This window comes from Thiovibrio sp. Mzg5 (genome assembly GCF_055379285.1).
Genome location: NZ_AP022872.1, coordinates 817,360 through 837,242, shown reverse-complemented (window position 1 = coordinate 837,242; position 19,883 = coordinate 817,360). Strand labels below are relative to the sequence as shown.

Genomic DNA, 19,883 nt, shown 5'->3' with positions numbered 1-19,883 from the left:
GAGGGGAAGGATGCATCCACGGCTTTACAAACCATGCCGGGCGTGGCATAGTGGCACAGTTTCATACAACCCTGAACCCACACAGTCAGAAGAGAGACTCCAGATTATGGTCAAGATAGGAAGAAATGATCCCTGTTTTTGCGGCAGCGGCAAAAAATTCAAGAAATGCTGCCTGACCACCGGCGCAAGCGCCCCGGCCAGACCCGCGATCCCCTCGGTAAAGATTGAAGTCGAAAAAATCCAGGCAAACGCCGGCGCCGGGAAAGCAGCGGTGCTGGCCCTGGGGGTTTTCGTTCTCTTCTCCACCGCCAACGGCGACGCCTGGCTCCTGGAGGTCACGGACATGGACGCCATTCAGGTAGCGCGTGCCGGGGAAAAGCTGGCGGTGCAGATCGAGGAGAACCCTGAAACCATCGAAATCAACTGGACCCACAAGTTCGATGTTAGAAACAAAAAATTTATCCTCACCTCTTACCTGGACAAGAGCGAAGAGGTCCGGGAAGACTATCCGGTTCACAGCATTCTTTCCACGGTGAAAAAGATCCGCAGCCGTATCCCGCCCGAGCTGATCAGCTCCATCCACCTGGACACCGAGGAAGAAACACCACCAGCGGAAAGCTGAACCTTCATTACAGGCATGGGGTGACACAGGATGCGTTAAAAAAACCCTGCTTGTAGCGAACAACGGGGGAAGAACGGCAACACGGTCAACCGGGAAAAAGTGACAAAACCATGCCAGCCAGCCAATGCCCCACGGGAGTTCTGCTCTATTTTTTTTACGGACTGACCTTCATCTTCCTGGGGCTGGCCATCGCCGTGAAGGACATGTCGGAAAGCAAACTGCGCTTGGCCGGCAGCCTGCCTTCCCTGGCCATTTTCGGCTTCAGCCATGGCCTGCATGAATGGCTCGAATGTTATCTGCGGCTGGGGTACGGCACAGCCGCCCTGTTCCTCCCCATTCACTACCTCAAACTGCTGACCCTGGTCGTTTCCTTTCTTTTCCTGAATCATTTCGCCATCTCCCTGCTCCGCTCCCAGCCCACGATCCGCTGGCAATGGCTCCGAGTTCTCATCCCTCTTCTCCTTGTTTTTCTGGGGATGTACCTTTTTCTCTCCTGGGAAAATCTTGATCTCCAGACCATCCGACAGACTGATATCCTCGCCAGACTGACCATCGGCAACCTGGGCGGAATTCTCGCCGCCTTTGCCCTGATCAGACATGGACGAGTGGTCGAGGTTTTAAGTGGCTCGGTGGCCCGGCATCTCCGCTGGGCCGGGTTCAGTTTTGCGCTCTACGCCTTCCTGGCCGGAGTGATTCCCTCCCATGCCAGGATCCCTTTTCTGGGGATTCCGGTGGAGATTTTCCGGAGTCTTACCGCCGCCCTGATCACCTATTTTCTGGTAAGGGCCATGAACGTCTTCGATGTTGAAACCAGAAAAACCATGGAACAGCAGATTCTTCGCCTGGCCCAAGCAGAAAAACTCGCCGCAGTTGGAAAACTGGCGGCGGGCATTGCCCACGAGATCAACAACCTGCTGACCAATATCTCCCTGAATGTCGAACTGCTCAAAAAAGAACTCCAGAGCGGAACAACTTCGGATGCAGGCGTTGAAAAACGGTTTACCGCCATCGAACGAAACATCGACCGCGCCTCGCACATCGCCGGTGAGTTGCTCCATTTTTCGCGCCAGAAGGAAGACCCCCTGATGCCCGTCGATCTCAACGAAGTGATCTCCGGCAGCCTTACCCTATTGGGCGGCAAGCGCCAGAACTACCGCATCGAAACCAAGCTGCTGCCCCTGCCGCCGGTCATGGCGGTAGCGGTGAAGGTCGAAGAGGTGTTGCTCAATGTGCTCTTAAACGCCATGGACGCTTCACCGCCGGGCGGGCTCATTACCCTCGGCACCCGTTGCCAGGGGGGGGAAGTAATAATAGAAATTACCGATCAGGGGGCGGGAATCGCCCCGGAACATGTCAACCAGGCGATGGAGCCCTTCTATACCACCAAGGAAGTGGGCCAGGGCACGGGGCTGGGGCTTTCCATCTGCTACAGCATCATGGAGTTATTCCGGGGAAGAATCGAACTGAACAGCACGGTCGGCGTCGGCACCACCGTACTGTTGATCTTCCCCCATGCCTTGTCGAATGGGAGGGGAAATGGCTGAAATCATGGTGGTGGACGATGATCAGGATCTACGGGAAAGCTTGGCCGAAGTGTTGAGCGGGGCCGGATTTTCAGTCACCCAGGCCAGCCGGAGCGAAGAGGCCCTGGAGCATCTTGCTCGCAAAAACTTTGACCTGATCCTGCTCGATCTGGTTATGCCCGGCATGGGCGGGCTGGAGCTGCTTGGCCGTATCCGGGACAAGGCGCCCCGGATGCCGGTTATCATGATCACCGCCTTTGCCAGCGTTGATAACGCAGTGGAGGCCATGCGCCAGGGAGCCTCGGATTATGTAACCAAGCCTTTCCGCATCGATGGCCTGCTTGCTTCGGTGGGCCGCGTCCTGGAGGAGGCCCGCTTCGAATGCTGCCGGACCTCCCTGGATCTTGACACCGTTCTGAGCTGTCTGTCCAATCCCCTCCGGCGGGAAATTCTTGCCCATGTCGAACAGGAAGGAACCCTGCGTTTCATGGACCTCTGCCGGAAGCTGGAACTGGAAGACCACACCAAGATGAATTTTCACCTGAAAATCCTCAAAGAGGCTGGCTTTCTGAACCAGGACGAAAACAAGCTCTATCTGCTGACCTCCCAGGGAACCCAGGTTCTAGGCTGCGTCCGCTTCCTGACCAAAAAACTGGCCAACTAACAGACTGTTCTCACCTATCAGCTCTCGGCCTTTCACCTCACACCGTTCCCCTTTCGCCTATCCTTTTCCTCCTGTGAATAAAACTTCACAGAACCCCTTGATCCGTAAAGCACATTTATCTGGATAGCCCCACCATTCCCCTCTACTCTCTTGGCAAGGAAGGCTTCGGTGCGGCCTGACAGGGAAGATTCTGCCAGACAGCGGGTTTGCAGCCAGAGGCCCCCCTTGCAACGCGCTGTTCACGGCAGCAAGCGCATTCTGCTGACCATCAACAGAAAAAGAGGAGGAGAGGTCATGAAACAACCGCTACGGGAGGAGAGTTATGAAAAGAACATTTAAGGGGGCATGTCTCATGGGCATTGCCTGGGCAAGCATGTTTGCCACGGCCCAGGCAGGAGAAGTGGACTGGGCCGCACTGAATCCGGCCTTTGCCAAGGCAACCTACGTCAAGGACAAGGAGGTGTGCGTCGGTTGCCATGCGGAATCGATAGAGGCGTACAAAAAGACCGTGCATGGCCGGACCTTCCAGTACGGCCCCAAGGGCGTGATCCAAGCGCGCGATTGCGAGGCCTGCCACGGCCCGCGCAGTCAGCATGTGACCGCGCCGGACGCCAGCCTTAAATTCTCCACCGAACAGTACTCAACGGTCTGTCTGCAATGCCACCAGGACGGCGGCCGCATGTATTGGCAAACCAGCCAGCACAAAACCGGCGATGTGGGCTGTGTTTCCTGCCATACCCTGATGAAAAAGAAGAGCGACAAGGCCCTGCTGGCCAAAGACAAGGAGCCTGCGGTCTGCTATTCCTGCCACACCACGGTCAAAGGCCAGATGAACAAGCAGTCCCACCATCCGGTAAAAGAAGGCAAGATGCTCTGCTCAGACTGCCACAACGTTCATGGCTCCGCTGGCAAGAGCCTGCTGAAGGGGGCAACGATCAACGAGACCTGCTTCAAGTGTCATCAGGAAAAACGCGGCCCCTTTATCTGGGAGCATGCGGTGGTGCGGGAGAATTGCGCCAACTGCCATGATGTGCACGGTTCCAACAACCCCGACCTGCTCAACGCCAAAGGCTCGTTCCTCTGTCTACAGTGCCATGCCTACGGCGGCCACCCCAATCTGCCGCGCTACAACAGGGTCAGCAATCCCACCGGCCAGGGCTGCGTGAACTGCCACGTCACCCAACACGGCTCCAATCACCCATCCGGCGCCAAATTCACCCGCTAAAGGAGGCATGATCATGAAGAAAACCTATGCATTAGCATCATTGCTCCTTCTGGCGCCCATGGTTGCTCAGGCCCAGGAGGAAGGAAAAATAGAAAGTTCCGGGGAAGTGACGGTCGGTGCCTCGCAGGGCAAGGGCGACGATTCTTCCAAATTCAATAAGAACCGCGATATCCGAGATGGCTTCAATCTCTATGATCTCTGGTTCGGCGTGGTTGATCCCAACAACGGCCGGTATCTTGATTTTCAGGGCGACAATCTGCTCAGGGACGATCAGTCCATCCGTTTCGGCTTCGGAAGCTACGGCAACTGGGGTGTGGTCATCGACCGCAATGAGACCCCAAACACCCTGAGCAACAAGGCCAGAACCCCCTATATCGACCAGGGGAACGGAGTCCTCACCCTGCCAAGCACGGCGGCCATTCCAAACACTATCCTGGCGCCAACCGCAGCCCAGCTTTTGGCAAACGATGCGGCCACCGCCGCCTGGTTGGCCACCACCCTGCACGGGATCGATCTTGGCACCCAAAGGAACAAAACCGGGGCGACCGTTTCCCTCACCCCCAATCAGGAGTTTAAGTTCCGGCTCTCACTGTCCGACGAGCGCAAGGATGGTTCCAATCTCACCTACGGCCCCATCGGGGACCGGCCACCGCGCACGCTCAATGCCCAGTTGGCCGAGCCCATCGACTACAAAACCCAGGAGCTGAAATTCGAGGTCGAGTACAATCAACCGACCTATCAGGCCATGTTCACTTACCTGCTCTCGGGGTTTGAAAATAATATCGACACCCTGCGCTGGCAGAACCCCTATGTGGCGGACGTCAACGGCAACGGCTACGATACCTGGAATGCCGCTTATAATGTTGCAAGCTTCGGACAACGGGCGCTGGCGCCGGACAACCGCTACCAGAACGCCTCGCTCTCCCTGGGTTTCGATCTGCCCATGGCCAGCCGCCTGGCCACCACCCTCTCCTATGGAAAAATGGAACAGAATGAGACCCTGCTGCCTTATAGCACCACCGATTTTGGCAGTGCCACCGGCTTCGGCTCCACCGCCAACCTGCCGCGCACCAACGCCGATGCCGAGATCGATACCACCATGTTCAACGCCGATTACAGCATCAACCCCATCGACCGTCTGAACCTGCGGGCCTTTCTCCGCTACTACAATCTGAACAATAAAACCGCTAGCAATAATTGGTGGTATGTAACCGACGACACGATCACCGTCGCCAACGCGGCTGCCGGCACGACCACTACACTCAACAAGCGGGTCAACCTTGCCTACTCCTACGACCAGATGAACTATGGCCTGGAGACCTCTTACAATCTGCCCTTCTGGCTAACCACCCTCGGTCTTGGCTACGAGCGGGAGAATATCGACCGCGATTTCCGCGAGGCCAACACCGACGAAAATATCTTCAAAGGCTCGGTGAAAACCAGGCCGACCAACTGGCTCACCTTGCGGGGCAAGTATCTGTATGGCAACCGCAAAGGCAGCGATTACAACAACACGGTTACAGCCCAAAGTTACTGGGACGCTAGCGTCGAGCCCGTAGAATCGTTCAGCAACCACCCGGATCTGCGGAAACTCGACGTGTCTGATCGAGTACGTAATCAGTTTGATCTCGCCGCCACCGTCATGCCCACGGAGGGGTTGGACCTGACGGCCTCCTATCGATACCGGAACGATGACTACGATTCCGGCGTAAGCTCGGTGCAACCCTTGCTGGCCTCTGGAAACGGTGTTTTACCGGCGGATGATGTTCTCGCAACCCCTGGCGACCAACTCGGCCTGCTGAAGAGCAAGACCAATCGCTATGCCCTGGATGCCTCGTACGCTGTGACCGAACGGCTGAGCTTAAACGCCTTCGGCAGCAGGGAGAAAATCGACTCCACCCAGCGGGGCCTGGAGTTCAATGATGCCAACAAGCTCAATCCAACTACCCTTGGTACCCCCTCGGCAACAGCGAATGGCAACTGGGGCAACGCCCTCGGTCAATGGATGGCGACAACCAAAGATAAGACCAACACCATCGGTGTTGGAGGTGGCTATGAAATCATCCCCGACACCCTCCGCTTTTCCTCGGACTATACCTATTCCCAAGGTAAGGTCGATATCGAGTACAGCGGCTATGGCAGCACTTTCGGCGACACAACGGCGTTCGCCTTCCGCAACCCTGAGACGGTCACGCATAAGCAGTACAACCTTAATGCCACTATGGAATACAAGTTTGTGAAAAATCTTGTATGCGGGGTGCATTACATTTATGACCGTTACAAGATCAGCGACTGGATGCAGGAGGCAAATACCCCCTGGGTTGAATCGGTGGGCAGCGAATACCTGCTACGCGACACCTCCGATGCCACCTCCACCCAGTGGGGCAACCGACTGATCAACTTGGGCAGCTATCTCGGCCCCAGCTACGAGGCCCATTTTGGTGCGGTTACCTTGACCTATCGTTTTTAAAAAACCACTAAAAAATGTCTGGGCCAACACCATCCTGGCCGAGCATGAAACAAGGGGCGGAGAAATTCTCCGCCCCTTGTTTTTTTGCAACCGGCCCTCGCTGGTCACTGTCAGGCTTTTAGTCCGCAACCACCCCCAAAATTGAGACAACTAGACCCATGCGGAAAAAATGTTTTCACCCCTTGCCGATCGGCCTCAAAATGGGTATGGCAAAAGAAGCACGCTCTCTGGAATAAGGAAAAAACTATGCGCTATCTGATTATCTGCACCGTGGCCTTGCTTGCCTCTGGCCTGACCCTCTTCTCCGGCTTTGGCCTGGGCACCTTGCTCATGCCGGTTTTTGCCATTTTTTTTCCGATTGAAGTAGCCATTGCCCAGACCGCGCTGGTCCACTTCGCCAACAATCTGTTCAAGGTCTGGCTCTTCAGCAGACGGGCAGACTGGCAGACCGTGCTACTTTTCGGTCTGCCCGCTTTTCTGGCGAGCTTCGCAGGAGCCAGGGTGCTCCTGTGGCTGGCCGATCTGGCACCGCTTTACACCTATCTGCTCAATGGCCGACAGTTCATGGTCCACCCGGTCAAGCTCGTCATCGCCCTGCTCATGGCCGGGTTTTCCGCGCTTGAGTTGTTCCCTGCCACCAAACAGCTCGCCATAAACCGGAAGTACATGCCCGCCGGGGGCCTCCTGAGTGGATTTTTCGGGGGACTCTCCGGCAATCAGGGCGCCTTTCGCAGCACCTTTCTCGTCAAGAGCGGCCTGAACAAGGAGGCCTTCATCGGCACGGGCGTGGTCATCGCCGCCTTGGTTGATTTTTCCCGCCTCACCGTATATGCTGGGCTCCTTAAATCGGAGGAGGTCATGGGAAATCTGGCCCTCATCGTGGTCGCCACCCTGGCCGCGTTCACCGGCGCTTTTTGGGGCAGCCGTCTGGTCAAAAAAGTTACCATCCGCACCCTGCAGGTTCTGGTGGCGGTCATGCTTTTCCTGATTGCCATCCTGCTCGGAAGCGGGATCATTTAAGACTAAACAACAATCCATTTATTGCACTGAAAGCACCTCAATGCCGGTTACCCCCTTCTACAACTGGTTCGGCTTAAACCAGACACTGTTTTTTGCGATCAATGGTATTCACAGTGTTTATCTCGACCAACTGATGTTGCTGGGATCAAGACTTGGCGACTTTTGGAATTTGCCCTGGATCATCGGCGCGTTGATTCTCATGTTTGCAGTCCGGGCAGTGGTCTCCGACACTGATCGCATCAGGTGGCTTCCCGAAAGAAAAACCATTATTCAGCTTCTGCTGACATTGCTGGCTGGGTACCTGCTCGCAGCGATCTTGGTGACACTTCTCAAGCTGTGGCTGCATATGCCCCGGCCGTCGGTGGCAATTACCTTTGCAACCGTTCATGTCCTCGGCGAACCGGAATCAATCTACAGTTTCCCTAGCGGGCACGCGGCGTTTGCCATGCTGCTTACCGTTGTCTTCTGGCCACGCTGTCGTAATCTGCCGAGATTCTTGCTCATCCTCTTTGCAGTCTGGGTTGGTGTCTCTCGAATCAACATTGGCGCACACTTTCCCACGGATGTCATAGCGGGCTACTTGTGCGGGGCGCTCAGCGGATGGGCTGCCACTCGAGTTCTAAAGCTTCACCCCGATAGACGCCTTTGGCGTTGCTGAATTCAGGCATCCTTGTATCAACTTCTCTTAACCTGCCTCACCAAGAGCTGAAACAACCATGAATCCGTTGAGACTGTTACCCGTAATTTTCAGCATGCTGGTTCTCAGCGCCCATTTCTACCGGGCAGGGCATCTCCTCCTTGCCAGCGGAGCGCTGCTTTCCTTGGGCCTACTCTGCATCCGCAAACCGCAAGCAACCTGGCTCATGCAGGGATTGCTCATGGCAGGCGCAGTGGAATGGCTCGCCACTGCAATCCGGCTGGTCGCAGATCGCCAGGCCCAGGGGCTTCCCTGGCTGCGTCTCGCAATAATCCTCGGCCTGGTCGCCCTCTGCACCCTGCTCTCCACCCTGCCCTTGCGCACAACCGCACATTTTCCCCTGGACAAAGATTAAGAAGAGTCTTAAATTCTGTTCATAAATGGAATTGTAAAACAATCGGCAAGTTGCAAGGAGAACCCCATGCCCATCTACGAATACCGTTGCCAGGAATGTAAGAACTTGTTTGAAGCCATTCTCACCTCAACAGAAACCTCAGCCGAGGTGACCTGCCCAAAATGCGGCAGCAGCGTGGTGAAAAAAACCATCTCCGCCTCAAGCTTCCGGATTTCCTCCGGTTCAAGCTCCATCCCCTCCGGGGCGCTCTCGGGTTGTTCCACAAAATCGGGGTTTTCCTGAGCGTAAACAGAATGCGGCCAGGTTGGCCGCACACAGATCAACAAACTGCTTCAGACCGATTCACAACAAGGTGCCCGTATAGTTGAAGGTGCTGAGCCTGCGCCCCCCGCGTCCGGGCTGGCCAGACTGGCGGAAGACGGCGACCAGCTCGTCCGGCCGAGGGTGCATGTGGGAAAGATCAACCACTGCAAAGGCGACGCCCCGGGCGGCAAGCTCGGTGCTATGCGGCAAGAGGGAAAAAGGCTGATCGGCCACGGCCACGGTCTGGCCCCAACACTGCTTGAGGACGATCACCTCGCCCTTGGGGCTGATCAGGGGCTGGTCGTATTTGAAAAAAGGGGAGGCCAGCCGAGCGGTGAAGAGCGGCGGCAGACCATAGATGGTCATACCCACCGGCAACGCGTTTTTATGACCAAGAACATCGAACAGGTTTCGCCGGTCCGTTTCAATGGCCAGCTGGGCATTGTGAAGCCCCAGTCCGGCCAGGGCCTGCACGCTCATGCTGTTCAAAACATTCAGGGTATAGTCGCCAAAAAGAAGCAGCCTCTCCACCGGAGCCTGTCCGACCCTCCCTTTTTTTCGGCCTTGAGCATGGCTCTCCCCTCCCTCCTCACCTGATGCCTGGGCATCCGCCTCAAACAGCAAGCATTGGCCGATATGGGCGAGCTGCCAGGTATTGTATCCGCTAGCGCGCAGATGAGCGACGGCCTCCCGGTAAAACGAGAGGTCCGCCTCCAGAATCACCGGCGGCAACGCCCAGACCAACCGCCGGCGATACGGGGTCAACCGTTTCTGCTGCCTGGAGAATTGGGCAAAGGTCTGCCGGGACAGGGTTATAACCAGTCGCGACGGCGGGGTAGGCAACTGCACTTTGAGCGATTCAAAATCGTCGATTTTCAGCCACCATTCCAGGGGCAGCTGCACCTGGGGCACGCCCCGGCGGCCCTGGGCCTGCCCCTGCTGGGCTTGGCCGCGAGCCTGAACCTGGACCTGCCCGCGGGCGGGCCGCTCTTCCCGGGCCTTGGTAACAACCGGCCTGTTGACCGGCTTCCCCAAAAAATGGACGATCTGCGAAAGCTTGCGGGGATCAACCAGATTCGCCACCTTCTTGCTGAACAAACCCGGCTGGATACCCTTCTTGGCTCCCTGCTGACGGCGCTCGCCCAAGTCCACCTTGTAGAGGCTGTCACCCCATTGCGCACCCGGCGGCAGGTCCAGCTGCACCTTGCTGCCCGCTGCACCCTTTTCCAGGGCCACCTTTCCCTGCCACAGCCCCTTGAGGGTAAACCCCTGCCGCTCGCCCGAGCCTTCCTGGTGGATGCGCAGCCGGTCGCCAATCTTGAGCGGTTCCTTCAGGGTCATCTGGGCGCGATTGGCAGTGACCTTCTCGATCTTGCCCAAAAACAGGCCGATATTGCCCGAATGCTGCGGGGCGATAATGTCGGCGGGCTGGGCCTTTTTGAAATAGCCGAGCGAGGCCTTGCGGCCCATGGCCTGTTCCAGCAGCTCTTTCGCCTCGGCCAGCACCGCCGGGGTCGCAGGGTTATCAAGGGCCAAACGGTAGGCCTTGACCACCGATCCCACATACTGGGGGCTCCGCATCCTCCCTTCGATCTTGAGCGAGCTGACCCCGGCCTGCCGCAGCTGGGGAATCAGCTCCAGCCCGGCCAGATCGTTCATCGAGAAAAGATACCCCGCCGGAGCTCCTGGGCCACGGCCCTTGCTGCCCCAGGTGTAACGCCTGCGGCAAGGCTGAACGCAACGGCCCCGCAGCCCGCTTTTCCCGCCAAGATAACTGCTGAACAGACACAGACCGGAATAGGCGAAGCAGAGGGCGCCATGAACAAAAACCTCCAGCTCCACCGGGCATTGCTTGTGGATCTGGCCTATCTCACCGAGGGTCATCTCCCGGGCCAGAACCACCCGTTTAAAACCCATCTCGGAAAACTGGCGAACATTGAGGGAGTTGTGCGCGCCCATGAGGGTGCTGGCATGCAGACGCAGACCGGGGAAGAACTTGCGGGCCAGATAGGAGATGCCGAGATCCTGGATGATGAGGGCGTCGGCCTTGAGCGCCTCCAGGGCGGCCAACTCCTCCACCGCCTTGCCGATCTCCTCCTCCTTCATCAGGCTGTTCATGGCCAGATAGACCTTGACCCGGTTCTTGTGGGCATGGTCGATCATCGCCGCCACCTCGGCCAGGGAGAAATGGCGGGCCAGGGCCCTGGCATTAAAGGCCGGGGCGCCGATATAGATGGCGTCGGCCCCGCTCTCCACCGCCGCCTCAAAGGCCTCGATGGTGCCAGCCGGGGCGAGCAGTTCCATGTTCCGTGCAGGTTGTTTTTCCATGGCCTTACTGTACCAGATCGGGAGCCGATCTGCCTCCGGCAAAATCAGGTGGCAAGGCTTCTGCCGCCCTCTTTGGGATGATCTTTTTTCTTGATTGACATCAGCGGCGGAACTCTCCATATTATTAATAGAGAGTTCGCCAGATAAATTTTCCAACGATATTTCATGCAAATAGAGCGAGCTTGGCAACAACCCGGCTTTGCCCCATGCACCTCGAGGGGGCATGGGTTTTAGCATTCTCTGTCACCCAAACTTACAGGAGGCAATATGCTGAAAAAAATGGTGGTGCTGGCCGTAGTAACCGGAACCTTGGCGCTTTCTCTCGGCATCGCAATCGCGGCCGAGCAAGAACCCAGCCAACAACAAATTCAAACCCAAGAGCAGATATACGGCAGTCAAATGATGACGCCGCAAGAGCGCGAGGCGTATCGCGTGAAAATGCGCGCCGCAAAAACAGTCGAGGAACGCGAACAAATCCGGAAGGAGCACCACGAACGGATGAAGACTCTCGCCAAGGAACGCGGCATTACCCTTCCCGATGAACCACCGGCAAGGGGCGGGGGTATGGGCCCCGGAGGCGGCATAGGCCCGGGTGGAGGCATGGGTCCGGGTGGAGGCATGGGCCCGGGTGGAGGCATGGGCCCGGGTGGTGGACGCAGCCGCTGAACAAGACCACTGCCTGACTTTGCAACCGATTCGGTTCAACTCACAACAAGACTGATACACCCACCCTGAAAAAGCGACCTCCGGCCAGGCGGCCAGTGAAGCAAAAAACTCCTAAACCGCCTGGCCCCTCCCGCCAAACAACGCCGTGCCCACCCGCACCAGGGTGGCACCCTCCTCGACAGCCACCTCGAAATCGCCGGACATGCCCATGGAGAGCTGCACCGGCCCATGGAGGCCGAGGAACCCTTGGGCGGCAAGCTCTTCCCCCAACAGACGAAGCTGGCGGAAACAACCCCGGCTTTCCTCCGGATCCTCGACAAAGGGCGGCATGGTCATGAGCCCTTGCAAAATCAGGTGCGGAAACTGCTGCAGGTCGCGGCACAGCAGACCTGCCTCCTTGGGGGCGACCCCGGCCTTTTGCGCTTCCCCGGCCACATTGACCTGCACCAGGACGGGCATGGTCTTGCCCAACTCGGCGAGCCTGCTTTCAAGAGCCTTGGCAAGCTTGAGCCGATCGATGGTTTCGATGCAGTCAAACACCTCCGCCGCGATCCGGGCCTTGTTGGACTGCAGATGCCCGATACAATGCCAGACCACACCATGGTCAAGAAGGGCCGTAACCTTGTCTTCAGCCTCCTGCAGGTAGTTCTCGCCAAAAACCACCTGCCCGGCAGCCATGGCCTCCCGGATCGCCGCAAGCGGTTGATGCTTGCTCACCGCCACCAGCCGCACCGAATGCGGATCGCGGCCACCCCGCTCCGCCGCAGCCCGAATCCGGGCCCGGATTGTCTCGATATTCTCTGCAATCGTTCCCATCATTTCATCGTCCTTCAAGGGAGAAAAGGTGCACGGCGTTCATGGTGGTTTGCCTGGCCACTTCCTCCAGGGAGATTCCTTTCAGTTCCGCCACCTTCTGGGCGGTAAAAAGCAGCAAGCGCGGCTCGTTCCGTTTCCCCCGATACGGCACCGGGGCAAGGAATGGTCCGTCTGTCTCCAGAACCAGCGAGCCGAGGGGAATCTCCCGCACCGCCTCATGGAGCATCTCGGCCTTGGCAAAGGTCACCACCCCGGGGATGGAGATATGAAAGCCCAGGGCAAGCACCCGCCGGGCAAAGGCGGCGTCTCCGGAGAAGCAGTGCATCACCCCCCCGGCGGGAAACGGGCCAGCCCCTTCAAGCAGCTCCATGATATCGTCATGGGCCTCACGATCATGGACCACCAGGGGCAGTTGCAGTTCCCTGGCCAGGGCGACCTGTCTGGCGAAGTGCTCCTTTTGCAGGGCAACCGGCGCGTAGTTTTTCACATAATCAAGACCGATCTCGCCGTAGGCCACGACCTTTGGGTGGCGGCAGAGCCTCTGCAACTCCGCATAATCACCCTCGCTGAGCTCCGCGACATTGTGGGGATGGACCCCCACCGTGGCATAGATGCCTTCGTGCTGTTCCGCCAGCCCAATGGCCCGGCGCGAGCTTTCCAGATCAATGCCCACACTGATGATCCGGTTCACCCCAGCAGCCAAGGCCCGAGCCAACACCGCCTCATAATCCGCCCCATAGGCCGACATGTCGAGGTGGCAATGGGTGTCGATCAGCACTGCCCCGTGGCCGGGAACCGGCAGGGCAATCTCTGTTTTTTGAGTTGTTTTTTCCATGAAGCCTCCCTGGCCGCACGTTCTAACAGGTTTTTATTTCTTGCGCAACATGGCCCAGCCCGAGGAAACCGTTTGACAAACCCTTGCCCAACCGACTATGATTTTCTTGAAATTTCGGGGTGTTCCGATCAATTTTATCATCGATAATCATTACAGCGCGATCCGCCCTCATCCCCCATGCCTTCGCCGATTCTTATTGCCATCGAACAGCGACGCAGTATCCGGAACTTCACCGATCAACCGGTGGATCTTTCCGCGCTCTATGATATTATCCAGGCCGGGGTCTGGGCGCCTTCCGGCCTGAACAATCAGCCCTGGCGCTTCGTCATTGTCACGGATGCAGCCATCCGCGCCCGTTTGGCCGAGCAGACCACTTATGGCCATATTGTCCTCGGTGCCCCTGCCCTGATCGCCGTATATCTTGACCGGGAGACCATGTATGATGATCTCAAAGACGCGCAATCCGCCGGGGCCTGCATCCAGAACATGCTGCTGGCCGCCGAGTCCCTTGGCTTAGGGGCGGTCTGGCTCGGACAGATCCTGAAAAACAGGGAGAAAGTCGACCGGATTCTCGACCTGGCCGGGAATCTGGAACTGATGGCGGTCATCGCCATCGGCCACCCGAGCCGCCGCGATCAACAATCACAGAGAAAACCATTGGCGGAATTCATCGTCAAAGAGTTATAACCGTATTGTACTGCATACCATTACCCAGGAGGCTTTCCATGACAATGCCACGTAAACCGTTTTGCCCCGTGTTCCTCACAACCGTTTTTGCCCTCTTCAGCCTTGTCGCCCTCAGCGGCTGCGCCGAATTGGGCTTGGGCGGCAGCACTGACCAAGGGGCTTCCTCGGACCCCTTCGCCACCTCTGCCGCTTCTTCCACGGAACGGCCCTACCGGGCCAATGAATTTGCCGACATCCTGATCCCCAGCGAGTTCAGCTGGGACCGGGAAAAAAGCATGATCGTCCGGACCGACTCCTATGTCGGCGGAGTGTTGCAATACACCGGCCGAGTGGACATTACCTCCGCTGCCGATTTTTTCAGCAACAACATGCCCAGAAATGGCTGGAAGCTCGCTGGCTCGACCAAGTACAAAAACGTGTTGCTCGCCTTCATCAAACCCAACAAGACCTGCACCATTGTCCTGTCCGAGGATAAAATCCTCATGCGCACAGAGATTGCCATCTATGTCGCCGAAGACACCTCCACCGGCAGCTCCAAGTCGGCCAACCCCTTTGGCTCAGGAATGTAAGGACTCAGGCAGCGCTATCCCATGCCTCTTCTGACCGATAAAAAAATTCTTCTCGGGATCACCGGAAGCATCGCCGCCTACAAGGTAGCAGACTGGGTTCGCGCCCTGCGCCGGGAAGGCTGTCAGGTTACCGTGGTCATGACCGAAGCCGCTTGCCGGTTCATCAGCCCCCTGACCATGGCAGCCCTTTCCGGCAATCCGGTGCACAGCGGCATGTTCGGCACCGAGGCGCCGGAGACCATCCCGCACATCAACCTGGCCCGCGAGCATGATCTGCTGGTCATTGCCCCGGCCTCGGCCCAGACCATCGCCCGCCTGGCCCATGGCTTGGCCGACAATCTGCTCGCCACCGTCGCCCTGGCCTCCACAAAACCGATCCTGGTCTGTCCGGCCATGAACAGCGTCATGTTCCAGCATCCGGCCACCCAGGCAAACCTTGCCACCCTCAGATCTTACGGGTATGGGGTTCTCGAACCCGACTGCGGCGAAATGGCCTGCGGCGAAGAAGGCCCCGGTCGCCTGACAGACTGGGCAACCGCCAGGCAGGCCATCCTCACCATCTTCGCCCCCAAAAACCTTGCCGACGAACACGTGCTCATTACCGCCGGCCCCACCAGGGAATCCTTTGACCCGGTACGTTTCTTGAGCAATCCCTCCACCGGCAAGATGGGCTATGCCTTGGCAGCCACGGCCAGACAGCGGGGAGCAATGGTCACCCTGATCAGCGGGCCGACCGCCCTGCCCGCTCCGCCTGGAGTCCGGCGCATCCAAGTCACCTCCGCCGCTGAAATGCAGGCAGAAGTCATGAGCTGTCTCGAGGCGGCCACCATTGTCGTCAAGGCTGCCGCTGTTTCCGACTACCGACCCGCCGAGAAAAATCCCCACAAGGTAAAAAAAGGGCAGGCCGCACTCTCCCTGGAGCTGGTCGCCAACCCGGACATCCTCAAGGAGCTGGGGGAACGCAGGCAAAAAACACCGAAATCCCCTCTGCTCATCGGCTTTGCCGCGGAGAGTCGGGATCATCTTCAGGAAGGGGCCAGAAAACTTAAGGAAAAAAATCTTGATCTGATCGTGGTCAATGATATTGGCGGAGCGGAAACCGGTTTTGGTGCAGACACCAACAGGGTCACCATTCTTGACCGCAATGGCGCACAGGAAAATTTGCCGCTACTGAGCAAGGAAGAAACAGCCCACCGGATCTGGGATGCGGTGGGCAGGCTGCTGGTGGACAAGTGCTGATTTAGCTGGCAAGACAACTCCTCGACCAACAGCCCAGGGCAAAACACAAAACCAGTGACTGATTCTACAAAACCGGCGGCCCGACCACATCTCCCCGGCGCACCTCATGGGCGCTCCGTTTCGTCACCACCGCAGCCGCCGTGGTTGGCGAAACCCGCAAAATCATAATTTCCCCGAAAGTTCTCCCCTCTGCTTGATCCGCCCCTGCCACCGACAACAGATCTCCGGGCGCAAGCCCCTGCTCCGCGCCGATATTCAGATAGACAATATCATCGGGTCCGGCAAGCTGGCGCATGAAATGAAACGCCACCACCGCGCCTGTGGCCATGACAGCCCCGGCCTGGGCCGAATGGGCGGAAACCTTAGGCCGCTGCGGAACTTGGCCCAGAAGGTCATCGGTTCTCACTTCGGCATAAGCACGCCGGATAACAGCTTGCTGCCTGGTCGCATCCGCGGCGACAACCTCGACAATGGCAATGTCCGCCAGCAGATGGCCGGGACTTCTTTCAAAATAACCCAGAGACTCGACCTTGCCAAAATCCCGGTAAACCCCGAACTGCTGACCGACCTGCGCACCAGGGGCAGAGATGAAAATGGTCTCACCGAGAGCCGCAGTCTGCCAGCCCTGTTCGGTCCGCAGCACCCGCCCCCCGTTGGGGATTTCGTTGCTGACCATGCCGATTCCACGGTCATAATACCGGGCCGGATCATCCACCTGTCCGGCCCTGGCCTGTGCACCGGCAGGGGGCAGATCTTTTTTCCCCACGATGAGGGGCAACGGTTCGGAAGAGGAGGCCAAACCTGCTCGGGCAAGGGGGGAAGTCCCGGATTCCACCGGGACAATTTCTCTGACTACAGCCACTTCTCTGACTTCTCTGGCCGGAGCCCTTCCCGTGTCTGGGATATTGATGATTTGACCCGGGGTGATCCGGTGGGGGTTGGCGATCTCCGGGTTGACCTCCCAGATTTTCGGCCAGAGCAATGGATCATGGAGATAAACCCCACTCAAATCCCAGAGGGTGTCCCCCTTTTGCACCGCATGACTGGTGGTATTCTCCGCCCAAATTTCCCTGGCGCCAAAAACTCCGCAGGCAGAGGCGATGACCACCGCAGTTGTAATAATTTTTTTCATTGGGATAACTCCTCTTGAACCGGACACGATAAAAACGGACACACCGGCCGCAAACTCCACGGCCAGTACTACCATCTACGCAAGGTTTCTAAAAATTGTCAAGACGATGCTGTGGCTTCCCCGTATTTTAAACCGCTGGCGATTGCCTCCTATTATGGCCCGGCGGGGTAAAAAAGCGCAAGCGCAGGGCGTTGGAGACCACGGAGACAGAACTCATGGCCATGGCTCCGCCAGCGATCATGGGGTTTAAGGTGGGCCCACCAAAGAGATGCAGAACCCCGGCGGCCACCGGAATGCCGATGATGTTGTAGATGAAGGCCCAGAAGAGATTCTGCTTGATATTGCGCATGGTGGCGCGGCTTAGGGAAAGCGCGGCGAGCAGGCCGGAGAGATGGCCCTTCATCAGCACGATATCGCCGGACTCGATGGCCACGTCGATGCCCGTGCCCATGGCAATGCCGACATCGGCCTTGGCCAGGGCGGGCGCATCGTTGATGCCATCGCCCACCATGGCGACCCGGAACCCCTCTGCCTGCAAGGCCGCCACTTTTTCCACCTTCTGGTCCGGCAGCACCTGGGCAAAGACCTCGCTGATTCCAGCCTGGGCAGCGATGGCCCGGGCGGTAATCTCATTATCGCCGGTGAGCATGAATATCTTGATGCCCATCTGTTCCAGGGCGCTGATGGTCGCGGGCACTTCGGCTTTAAGCCGGTCGGCAATGGCCAACAGGGCGATCAGCTTGCCGTCCGCCGCGCAGTAGAGCGCGGTTTTGCCATCCCCGGCAAAGCCATGGGCAATTTGCTCAACCACCAACCCCAGCCCGGTAACATCTTGCTCCACCATGAACTCCCGGTTGCCAAGCAGCACATTTTCGCCGCGCACCATGGCCCGGATGCCCCGGCCGGGAACCGCCTCGAAATGCGAAGGCTCTGCCAGGGTCAACCCTTTTTCCCTGGCCGCGTTGACAATGGCCTCGGCCAGAGGATGTTCCGAACCGCTCTCGGCACTGGCCACCAAAGACAAAATCTGCGGGACATCTATCCCCGGCGCCACTGCCTGGATATCGGTCAATTCCGGGCGGCCATGGGTCAGGGTGCCGGTTTTGTCAAAGACAATGGCGTCAATCTTCTGCGCCATCTCCAGAGCCTCGCCGCTTTTCACCAGCACTCCCAGCTGGGCGCCGCGCCCGGTGCCGACCATGATCGAGGTCGGGGTGGCCAGCCCCATAGCACAGGGGCAGGCAATAACCAGCACGGCGATGAATATCCGCAGGGCAAAGGAAAAATCGGCCTGGCCGATGAAATACCAGGACAATCCGGCGAGAATGGCAAGGACGATGACGGTGGGCACGAAATACAGACTGATGCGGTCCGCCAGATTGGCAATGGGAGCCTTGGAGCCCTGGGCCTCGCGAACCATGGTGATGATCCGGGCAAGCACCGTATCCTGCCCCACCTTCTCGGCCCGCACCTGTAATAAGCCGTTCTTGTTCAGGGTGGCGCCCACCACCGGATCGCCGACCTCCTTGGAAACCGGCAGGGATTCGCCGGTAAGCATGGACTCATCCACACTGGAGCGGCCTTTGACCACCGAGCCGTCCACCGGGATACGCTCACCCGGCTTGACCAACAGGATATCGCCGACCTCAATCTCGGCCACGGGAATCTTTTTCTGCTCTTCAATCCCAGGCCCAGGCCCAGGCTCAGGCTCAGCCCCAGATCCAACCCCAGGCAACAGCAGGGTGGCCTCCTCCGGCGCCAGGGCCATGAGCTGACGGATGGCGTCCGAGGTACGCACCTTGGAGCGGGCCTCCAGATACTTGCCCAGAGAGACCAGGGCAATAAGCACCCCGGCCGACTCAAAATAAAGATCCATGACCCTGACCATGACCTCGATGCCCAGGCCGATCTCGATCAAATTCCAGGTGCTGTAAACAAAGGCGGCGCCGGTGCCGATGGCAATGAGCGAATCCATGTTGGGCGCCCCGCGCAAGAGAGCCGGGAAACCGAGCTGATAAAAATTCCGGCCCGACCACATGATCGGCAGGACCAGAAAAAACTGAACCAAGGCAAAGGTAAACGGCGCGTGATGGGGGGCCAAAAACAAAGGCAACGGCAGACCGGCCATCTCGCCCATGGAAAGAAGCAGCAGCAAGACAGCAAAGGTAAAGGCGGGATAAAGGCGTTTTGCCATGGCAGCAAGCCGGATGACAGCCTCCTCCTGCTGGCGCTCAAAATCCGAGCCCCCGGCCAGCGAGGCCACCTGGGCCTTGAAGCCAAGGCGCTCGATGGCCTCCCGGATCTGCCGCAGGCTGACGACCTCCGGATCAAAGACCGCCGCCGCCGACTCCGTGGCCAGATTCACCTGCATGGTCCGCACCCCAGGCATATCCCCCACCACCTTTTCGATCCGGGCGGCACAGGAGGCGCAGGTCATGCCGCCAATGGCCAGGGTAAGCCTGGTCTCCTTTTCCGGCAGCACCAACTCAAAACCAAGGGTCTTGACGATCCCGGCAATATCCGCCAGGCTGAGCCGACTAGGCTCCCACTCCACCTCCAGGCTCTCGGCGGCCAGGTTCACTGCGGCCGCCCGAATACCCTCGGTGCTGGCAAGCACTTTTTCGATGCGGGAGGAACAGGAGGCACAGTGCATGCCCCGGATGGCGACCCGCTGCTTTTCGGTTGACGGTGTCATGTGTACATTGCTCCGGTATTGATTACTTTTCCCTTTC

Annotated in this window: 18 protein-coding genes; 13 read left to right on the top strand and 5 right to left on the bottom strand. The window is 58.3% G+C overall.

Annotated features, from left to right (window positions below; genetic code table 11):
• Positions 1–106: 106 nt before the first annotated feature.
• The 9 genes from ACZ46D_RS03850 to ACZ46D_RS03810 all read left to right on the top strand — a co-directional run bounded on the left by ACZ46D_RS03850 (position 107) and on the right by ACZ46D_RS03810 (position 8,858).
• Positions 107–622, top strand: coding sequence for a YecA family protein (locus ACZ46D_RS03850; protein ID WP_464928713.1), 516 nt, complete (start codon positions 107–109; stop codon positions 620–622).
• Positions 623–732: 110 nt separating this feature from the next.
• Positions 733–2,166 (top strand): sensor histidine kinase, encoded by a 1,434-nt coding sequence (locus ACZ46D_RS03845; protein WP_464928712.1) that lies wholly within the window; start codon positions 733–735, stop codon positions 2,164–2,166.
• Positions 2,159–2,809 carry a response regulator gene (locus tag ACZ46D_RS03840; protein WP_464928711.1) on the top strand — a complete coding sequence of 217 codons (651 nt, stop codon included), beginning with the start codon at positions 2,159–2,161 and terminating at the stop codon, positions 2,807–2,809. The genes ACZ46D_RS03845 and ACZ46D_RS03840 overlap by 8 nt, the downstream gene beginning before the upstream one ends.
• Positions 2,810–3,131: 322 nt before the next feature.
• Positions 3,132–4,034, top strand: a complete 903-nt coding sequence (locus ACZ46D_RS03835) for a DmsE family decaheme c-type cytochrome (RefSeq protein WP_464928710.1) — start codon at positions 3,132–3,134, stop codon at positions 4,032–4,034.
• Between the two features lie 13 nt (positions 4,035–4,047).
• On the top strand, positions 4,048–6,504 hold the full coding sequence (locus ACZ46D_RS03830) for an MtrB/PioB family decaheme-associated outer membrane protein (protein ID WP_464928709.1): 2,457 nt from the start codon (positions 4,048–4,050) through the stop codon (positions 6,502–6,504).
• A 246-nt stretch (positions 6,505–6,750) separates the two neighbouring features.
• Positions 6,751–7,524: a TSUP family transporter gene (locus ACZ46D_RS03825; protein WP_464928708.1), complete on the top strand. Its 774-nt coding sequence runs from the start codon at positions 6,751–6,753 to the stop codon at positions 7,522–7,524.
• Positions 7,525–7,564: 40 nt separating this feature from the next.
• Positions 7,565–8,182 (top strand): phosphatase PAP2 family protein, encoded by a 618-nt coding sequence (locus ACZ46D_RS03820; protein WP_464928707.1) that lies wholly within the window; start codon positions 7,565–7,567, stop codon positions 8,180–8,182.
• A 58-nt stretch (positions 8,183–8,240) separates the two neighbouring features.
• Positions 8,241–8,576: a hypothetical protein gene (locus ACZ46D_RS03815; protein WP_464928706.1), complete on the top strand. Its 336-nt coding sequence runs from the start codon at positions 8,241–8,243 to the stop codon at positions 8,574–8,576.
• Positions 8,577–8,642: 66 nt separating this feature from the next.
• A complete protein-coding gene (locus ACZ46D_RS03810) occupies positions 8,643–8,858 on the top strand; it encodes an FmdB family zinc ribbon protein (protein ID WP_464928705.1) in 216 nt (71 codons plus the stop codon).
• A 60-nt stretch (positions 8,859–8,918) separates the two neighbouring features.
• Here ACZ46D_RS03810 and ACZ46D_RS03805 read toward each other — a convergent pair whose 3' ends face one another.
• Positions 8,919–11,207 (bottom strand): peptidase U32 family protein, encoded by a 2,289-nt coding sequence (locus ACZ46D_RS03805; protein ID WP_464928704.1) that lies wholly within the window; start codon positions 11,205–11,207, stop codon positions 8,919–8,921.
• A gap of 267 nt (positions 11,208–11,474) precedes the next feature.
• Between ACZ46D_RS03805 and ACZ46D_RS03800 the strand changes: the two genes are divergently transcribed.
• On the top strand, positions 11,475–11,873 hold the full coding sequence (locus tag ACZ46D_RS03800) for a hypothetical protein (RefSeq protein WP_464928703.1): 399 nt from the start codon (positions 11,475–11,477) through the stop codon (positions 11,871–11,873).
• A 111-nt stretch (positions 11,874–11,984) separates the two neighbouring features.
• Here the strand turns inward: ACZ46D_RS03800 and ACZ46D_RS03795 are convergent, their stop codons facing one another.
• Together ACZ46D_RS03795 and ACZ46D_RS03790 are read right to left on the bottom strand one after the other, a co-directional pair.
• On the bottom strand, positions 11,985–12,692 hold the full coding sequence (locus ACZ46D_RS03795; RefSeq protein ID WP_464928702.1) for a YggS family pyridoxal phosphate-dependent enzyme: 708 nt from the start codon (positions 12,690–12,692) through the stop codon (positions 11,985–11,987).
• 1 nt (position 12,693) lies between these two features.
• Positions 12,694–13,524: a TatD family hydrolase gene (locus ACZ46D_RS03790; protein WP_464928701.1), complete on the bottom strand. Its 831-nt coding sequence runs from the start codon at positions 13,522–13,524 to the stop codon at positions 12,694–12,696.
• A gap of 177 nt (positions 13,525–13,701) precedes the next feature.
• On the opposite strand from ACZ46D_RS03790, the gene ACZ46D_RS03785 reads away from it, so the two are divergent.
• From ACZ46D_RS03785 to coaBC, 3 genes are read left to right on the top strand one after another with little or no spacing between them, the layout of a single operon-like run.
• Positions 13,702–14,211 carry a nitroreductase family protein gene (locus tag ACZ46D_RS03785; protein ID WP_464928700.1) on the top strand — a complete coding sequence of 170 codons (510 nt, stop codon included), beginning with the start codon at positions 13,702–13,704 and terminating at the stop codon, positions 14,209–14,211.
• 38 nt (positions 14,212–14,249) lie between these two features.
• Complete coding sequence (locus ACZ46D_RS03780; RefSeq protein WP_464928699.1) at positions 14,250–14,780, top strand: hypothetical protein; 531 nt, start codon at positions 14,250–14,252, stop codon at positions 14,778–14,780.
• 21 nt (positions 14,781–14,801) lie between these two features.
• On the top strand, positions 14,802–16,019 hold the full coding sequence (gene coaBC / locus ACZ46D_RS03775) for a bifunctional phosphopantothenoylcysteine decarboxylase/phosphopantothenate--cysteine ligase CoaBC (RefSeq protein ID WP_464928698.1): 1,218 nt from the start codon (positions 14,802–14,804) through the stop codon (positions 16,017–16,019).
• 64 nt (positions 16,020–16,083) lie between these two features.
• Here coaBC and ACZ46D_RS03770 read toward each other — a convergent pair whose 3' ends face one another.
• Positions 16,084–17,151 carry a LysM peptidoglycan-binding domain-containing protein gene (locus ACZ46D_RS03770; protein WP_464928697.1) on the bottom strand — a complete coding sequence of 356 codons (1,068 nt, stop codon included), beginning with the start codon at positions 17,149–17,151 and terminating at the stop codon, positions 16,084–16,086.
• A gap of 127 nt (positions 17,152–17,278) precedes the next feature.
• Entirely contained in the window at positions 17,279–19,846 is a 2,568-nt protein-coding gene (locus ACZ46D_RS03765; protein ID WP_464928696.1) for a heavy metal translocating P-type ATPase, read from the bottom strand.
• Positions 19,847–19,883 lie beyond the last annotated feature (37 nt).

Excerpts from the sequence above, each read along its gene's own strand:
- ACZ46D_RS03850 (WP_464928713.1), top strand. The coding sequence starts at position 107 with ATGGTCAAGATAGGAAGAAATGATCCCTGTTTTTGCGGCAGCGGCAAA.
- ACZ46D_RS03845 (WP_464928712.1), top strand. The coding sequence starts at position 733 with ATGCCAGCCAGCCAATGCCCCACGGGAGTTCTGCTCTATTTTTTTTAC.
- ACZ46D_RS03840 (WP_464928711.1), top strand. The coding sequence starts at position 2,159 with ATGGCTGAAATCATGGTGGTGGACGATGATCAGGATCTACGGGAAAGC.
- ACZ46D_RS03835 (WP_464928710.1), top strand. The coding sequence starts at position 3,132 with ATGAAAAGAACATTTAAGGGGGCATGTCTCATGGGCATTGCCTGGGCA.
- ACZ46D_RS03830 (WP_464928709.1), top strand. The coding sequence starts at position 4,048 with ATGAAGAAAACCTATGCATTAGCATCATTGCTCCTTCTGGCGCCCATG.
- ACZ46D_RS03825 (WP_464928708.1), top strand. The coding sequence starts at position 6,751 with ATGCGCTATCTGATTATCTGCACCGTGGCCTTGCTTGCCTCTGGCCTG.
- ACZ46D_RS03820 (WP_464928707.1), top strand. The coding sequence starts at position 7,565 with ATGCCGGTTACCCCCTTCTACAACTGGTTCGGCTTAAACCAGACACTG.
- ACZ46D_RS03815 (WP_464928706.1), top strand. The coding sequence starts at position 8,241 with ATGAATCCGTTGAGACTGTTACCCGTAATTTTCAGCATGCTGGTTCTC.
- ACZ46D_RS03810 (WP_464928705.1), top strand. The coding sequence starts at position 8,643 with ATGCCCATCTACGAATACCGTTGCCAGGAATGTAAGAACTTGTTTGAA.
- ACZ46D_RS03805 (WP_464928704.1), bottom strand. The coding sequence starts at position 11,207 with ATGGAAAAACAACCTGCACGGAACATGGAACTGCTCGCCCCGGCTGGC.
- ACZ46D_RS03800 (WP_464928703.1), top strand. The coding sequence starts at position 11,475 with ATGCTGAAAAAAATGGTGGTGCTGGCCGTAGTAACCGGAACCTTGGCG.
- ACZ46D_RS03795 (WP_464928702.1), bottom strand. The coding sequence starts at position 12,692 with ATGATGGGAACGATTGCAGAGAATATCGAGACAATCCGGGCCCGGATT.
- ACZ46D_RS03790 (WP_464928701.1), bottom strand. The coding sequence starts at position 13,524 with ATGGAAAAAACAACTCAAAAAACAGAGATTGCCCTGCCGGTTCCCGGC.
- ACZ46D_RS03785 (WP_464928700.1), top strand. The coding sequence starts at position 13,702 with ATGCCTTCGCCGATTCTTATTGCCATCGAACAGCGACGCAGTATCCGG.
- ACZ46D_RS03780 (WP_464928699.1), top strand. The coding sequence starts at position 14,250 with ATGACAATGCCACGTAAACCGTTTTGCCCCGTGTTCCTCACAACCGTT.
- coaBC (WP_464928698.1), top strand. The coding sequence starts at position 14,802 with ATGCCTCTTCTGACCGATAAAAAAATTCTTCTCGGGATCACCGGAAGC.
- ACZ46D_RS03770 (WP_464928697.1), bottom strand. The coding sequence starts at position 17,151 with ATGAAAAAAATTATTACAACTGCGGTGGTCATCGCCTCTGCCTGCGGA.
- ACZ46D_RS03765 (WP_464928696.1), bottom strand. The coding sequence starts at position 19,846 with ATGACACCGTCAACCGAAAAGCAGCGGGTCGCCATCCGGGGCATGCAC.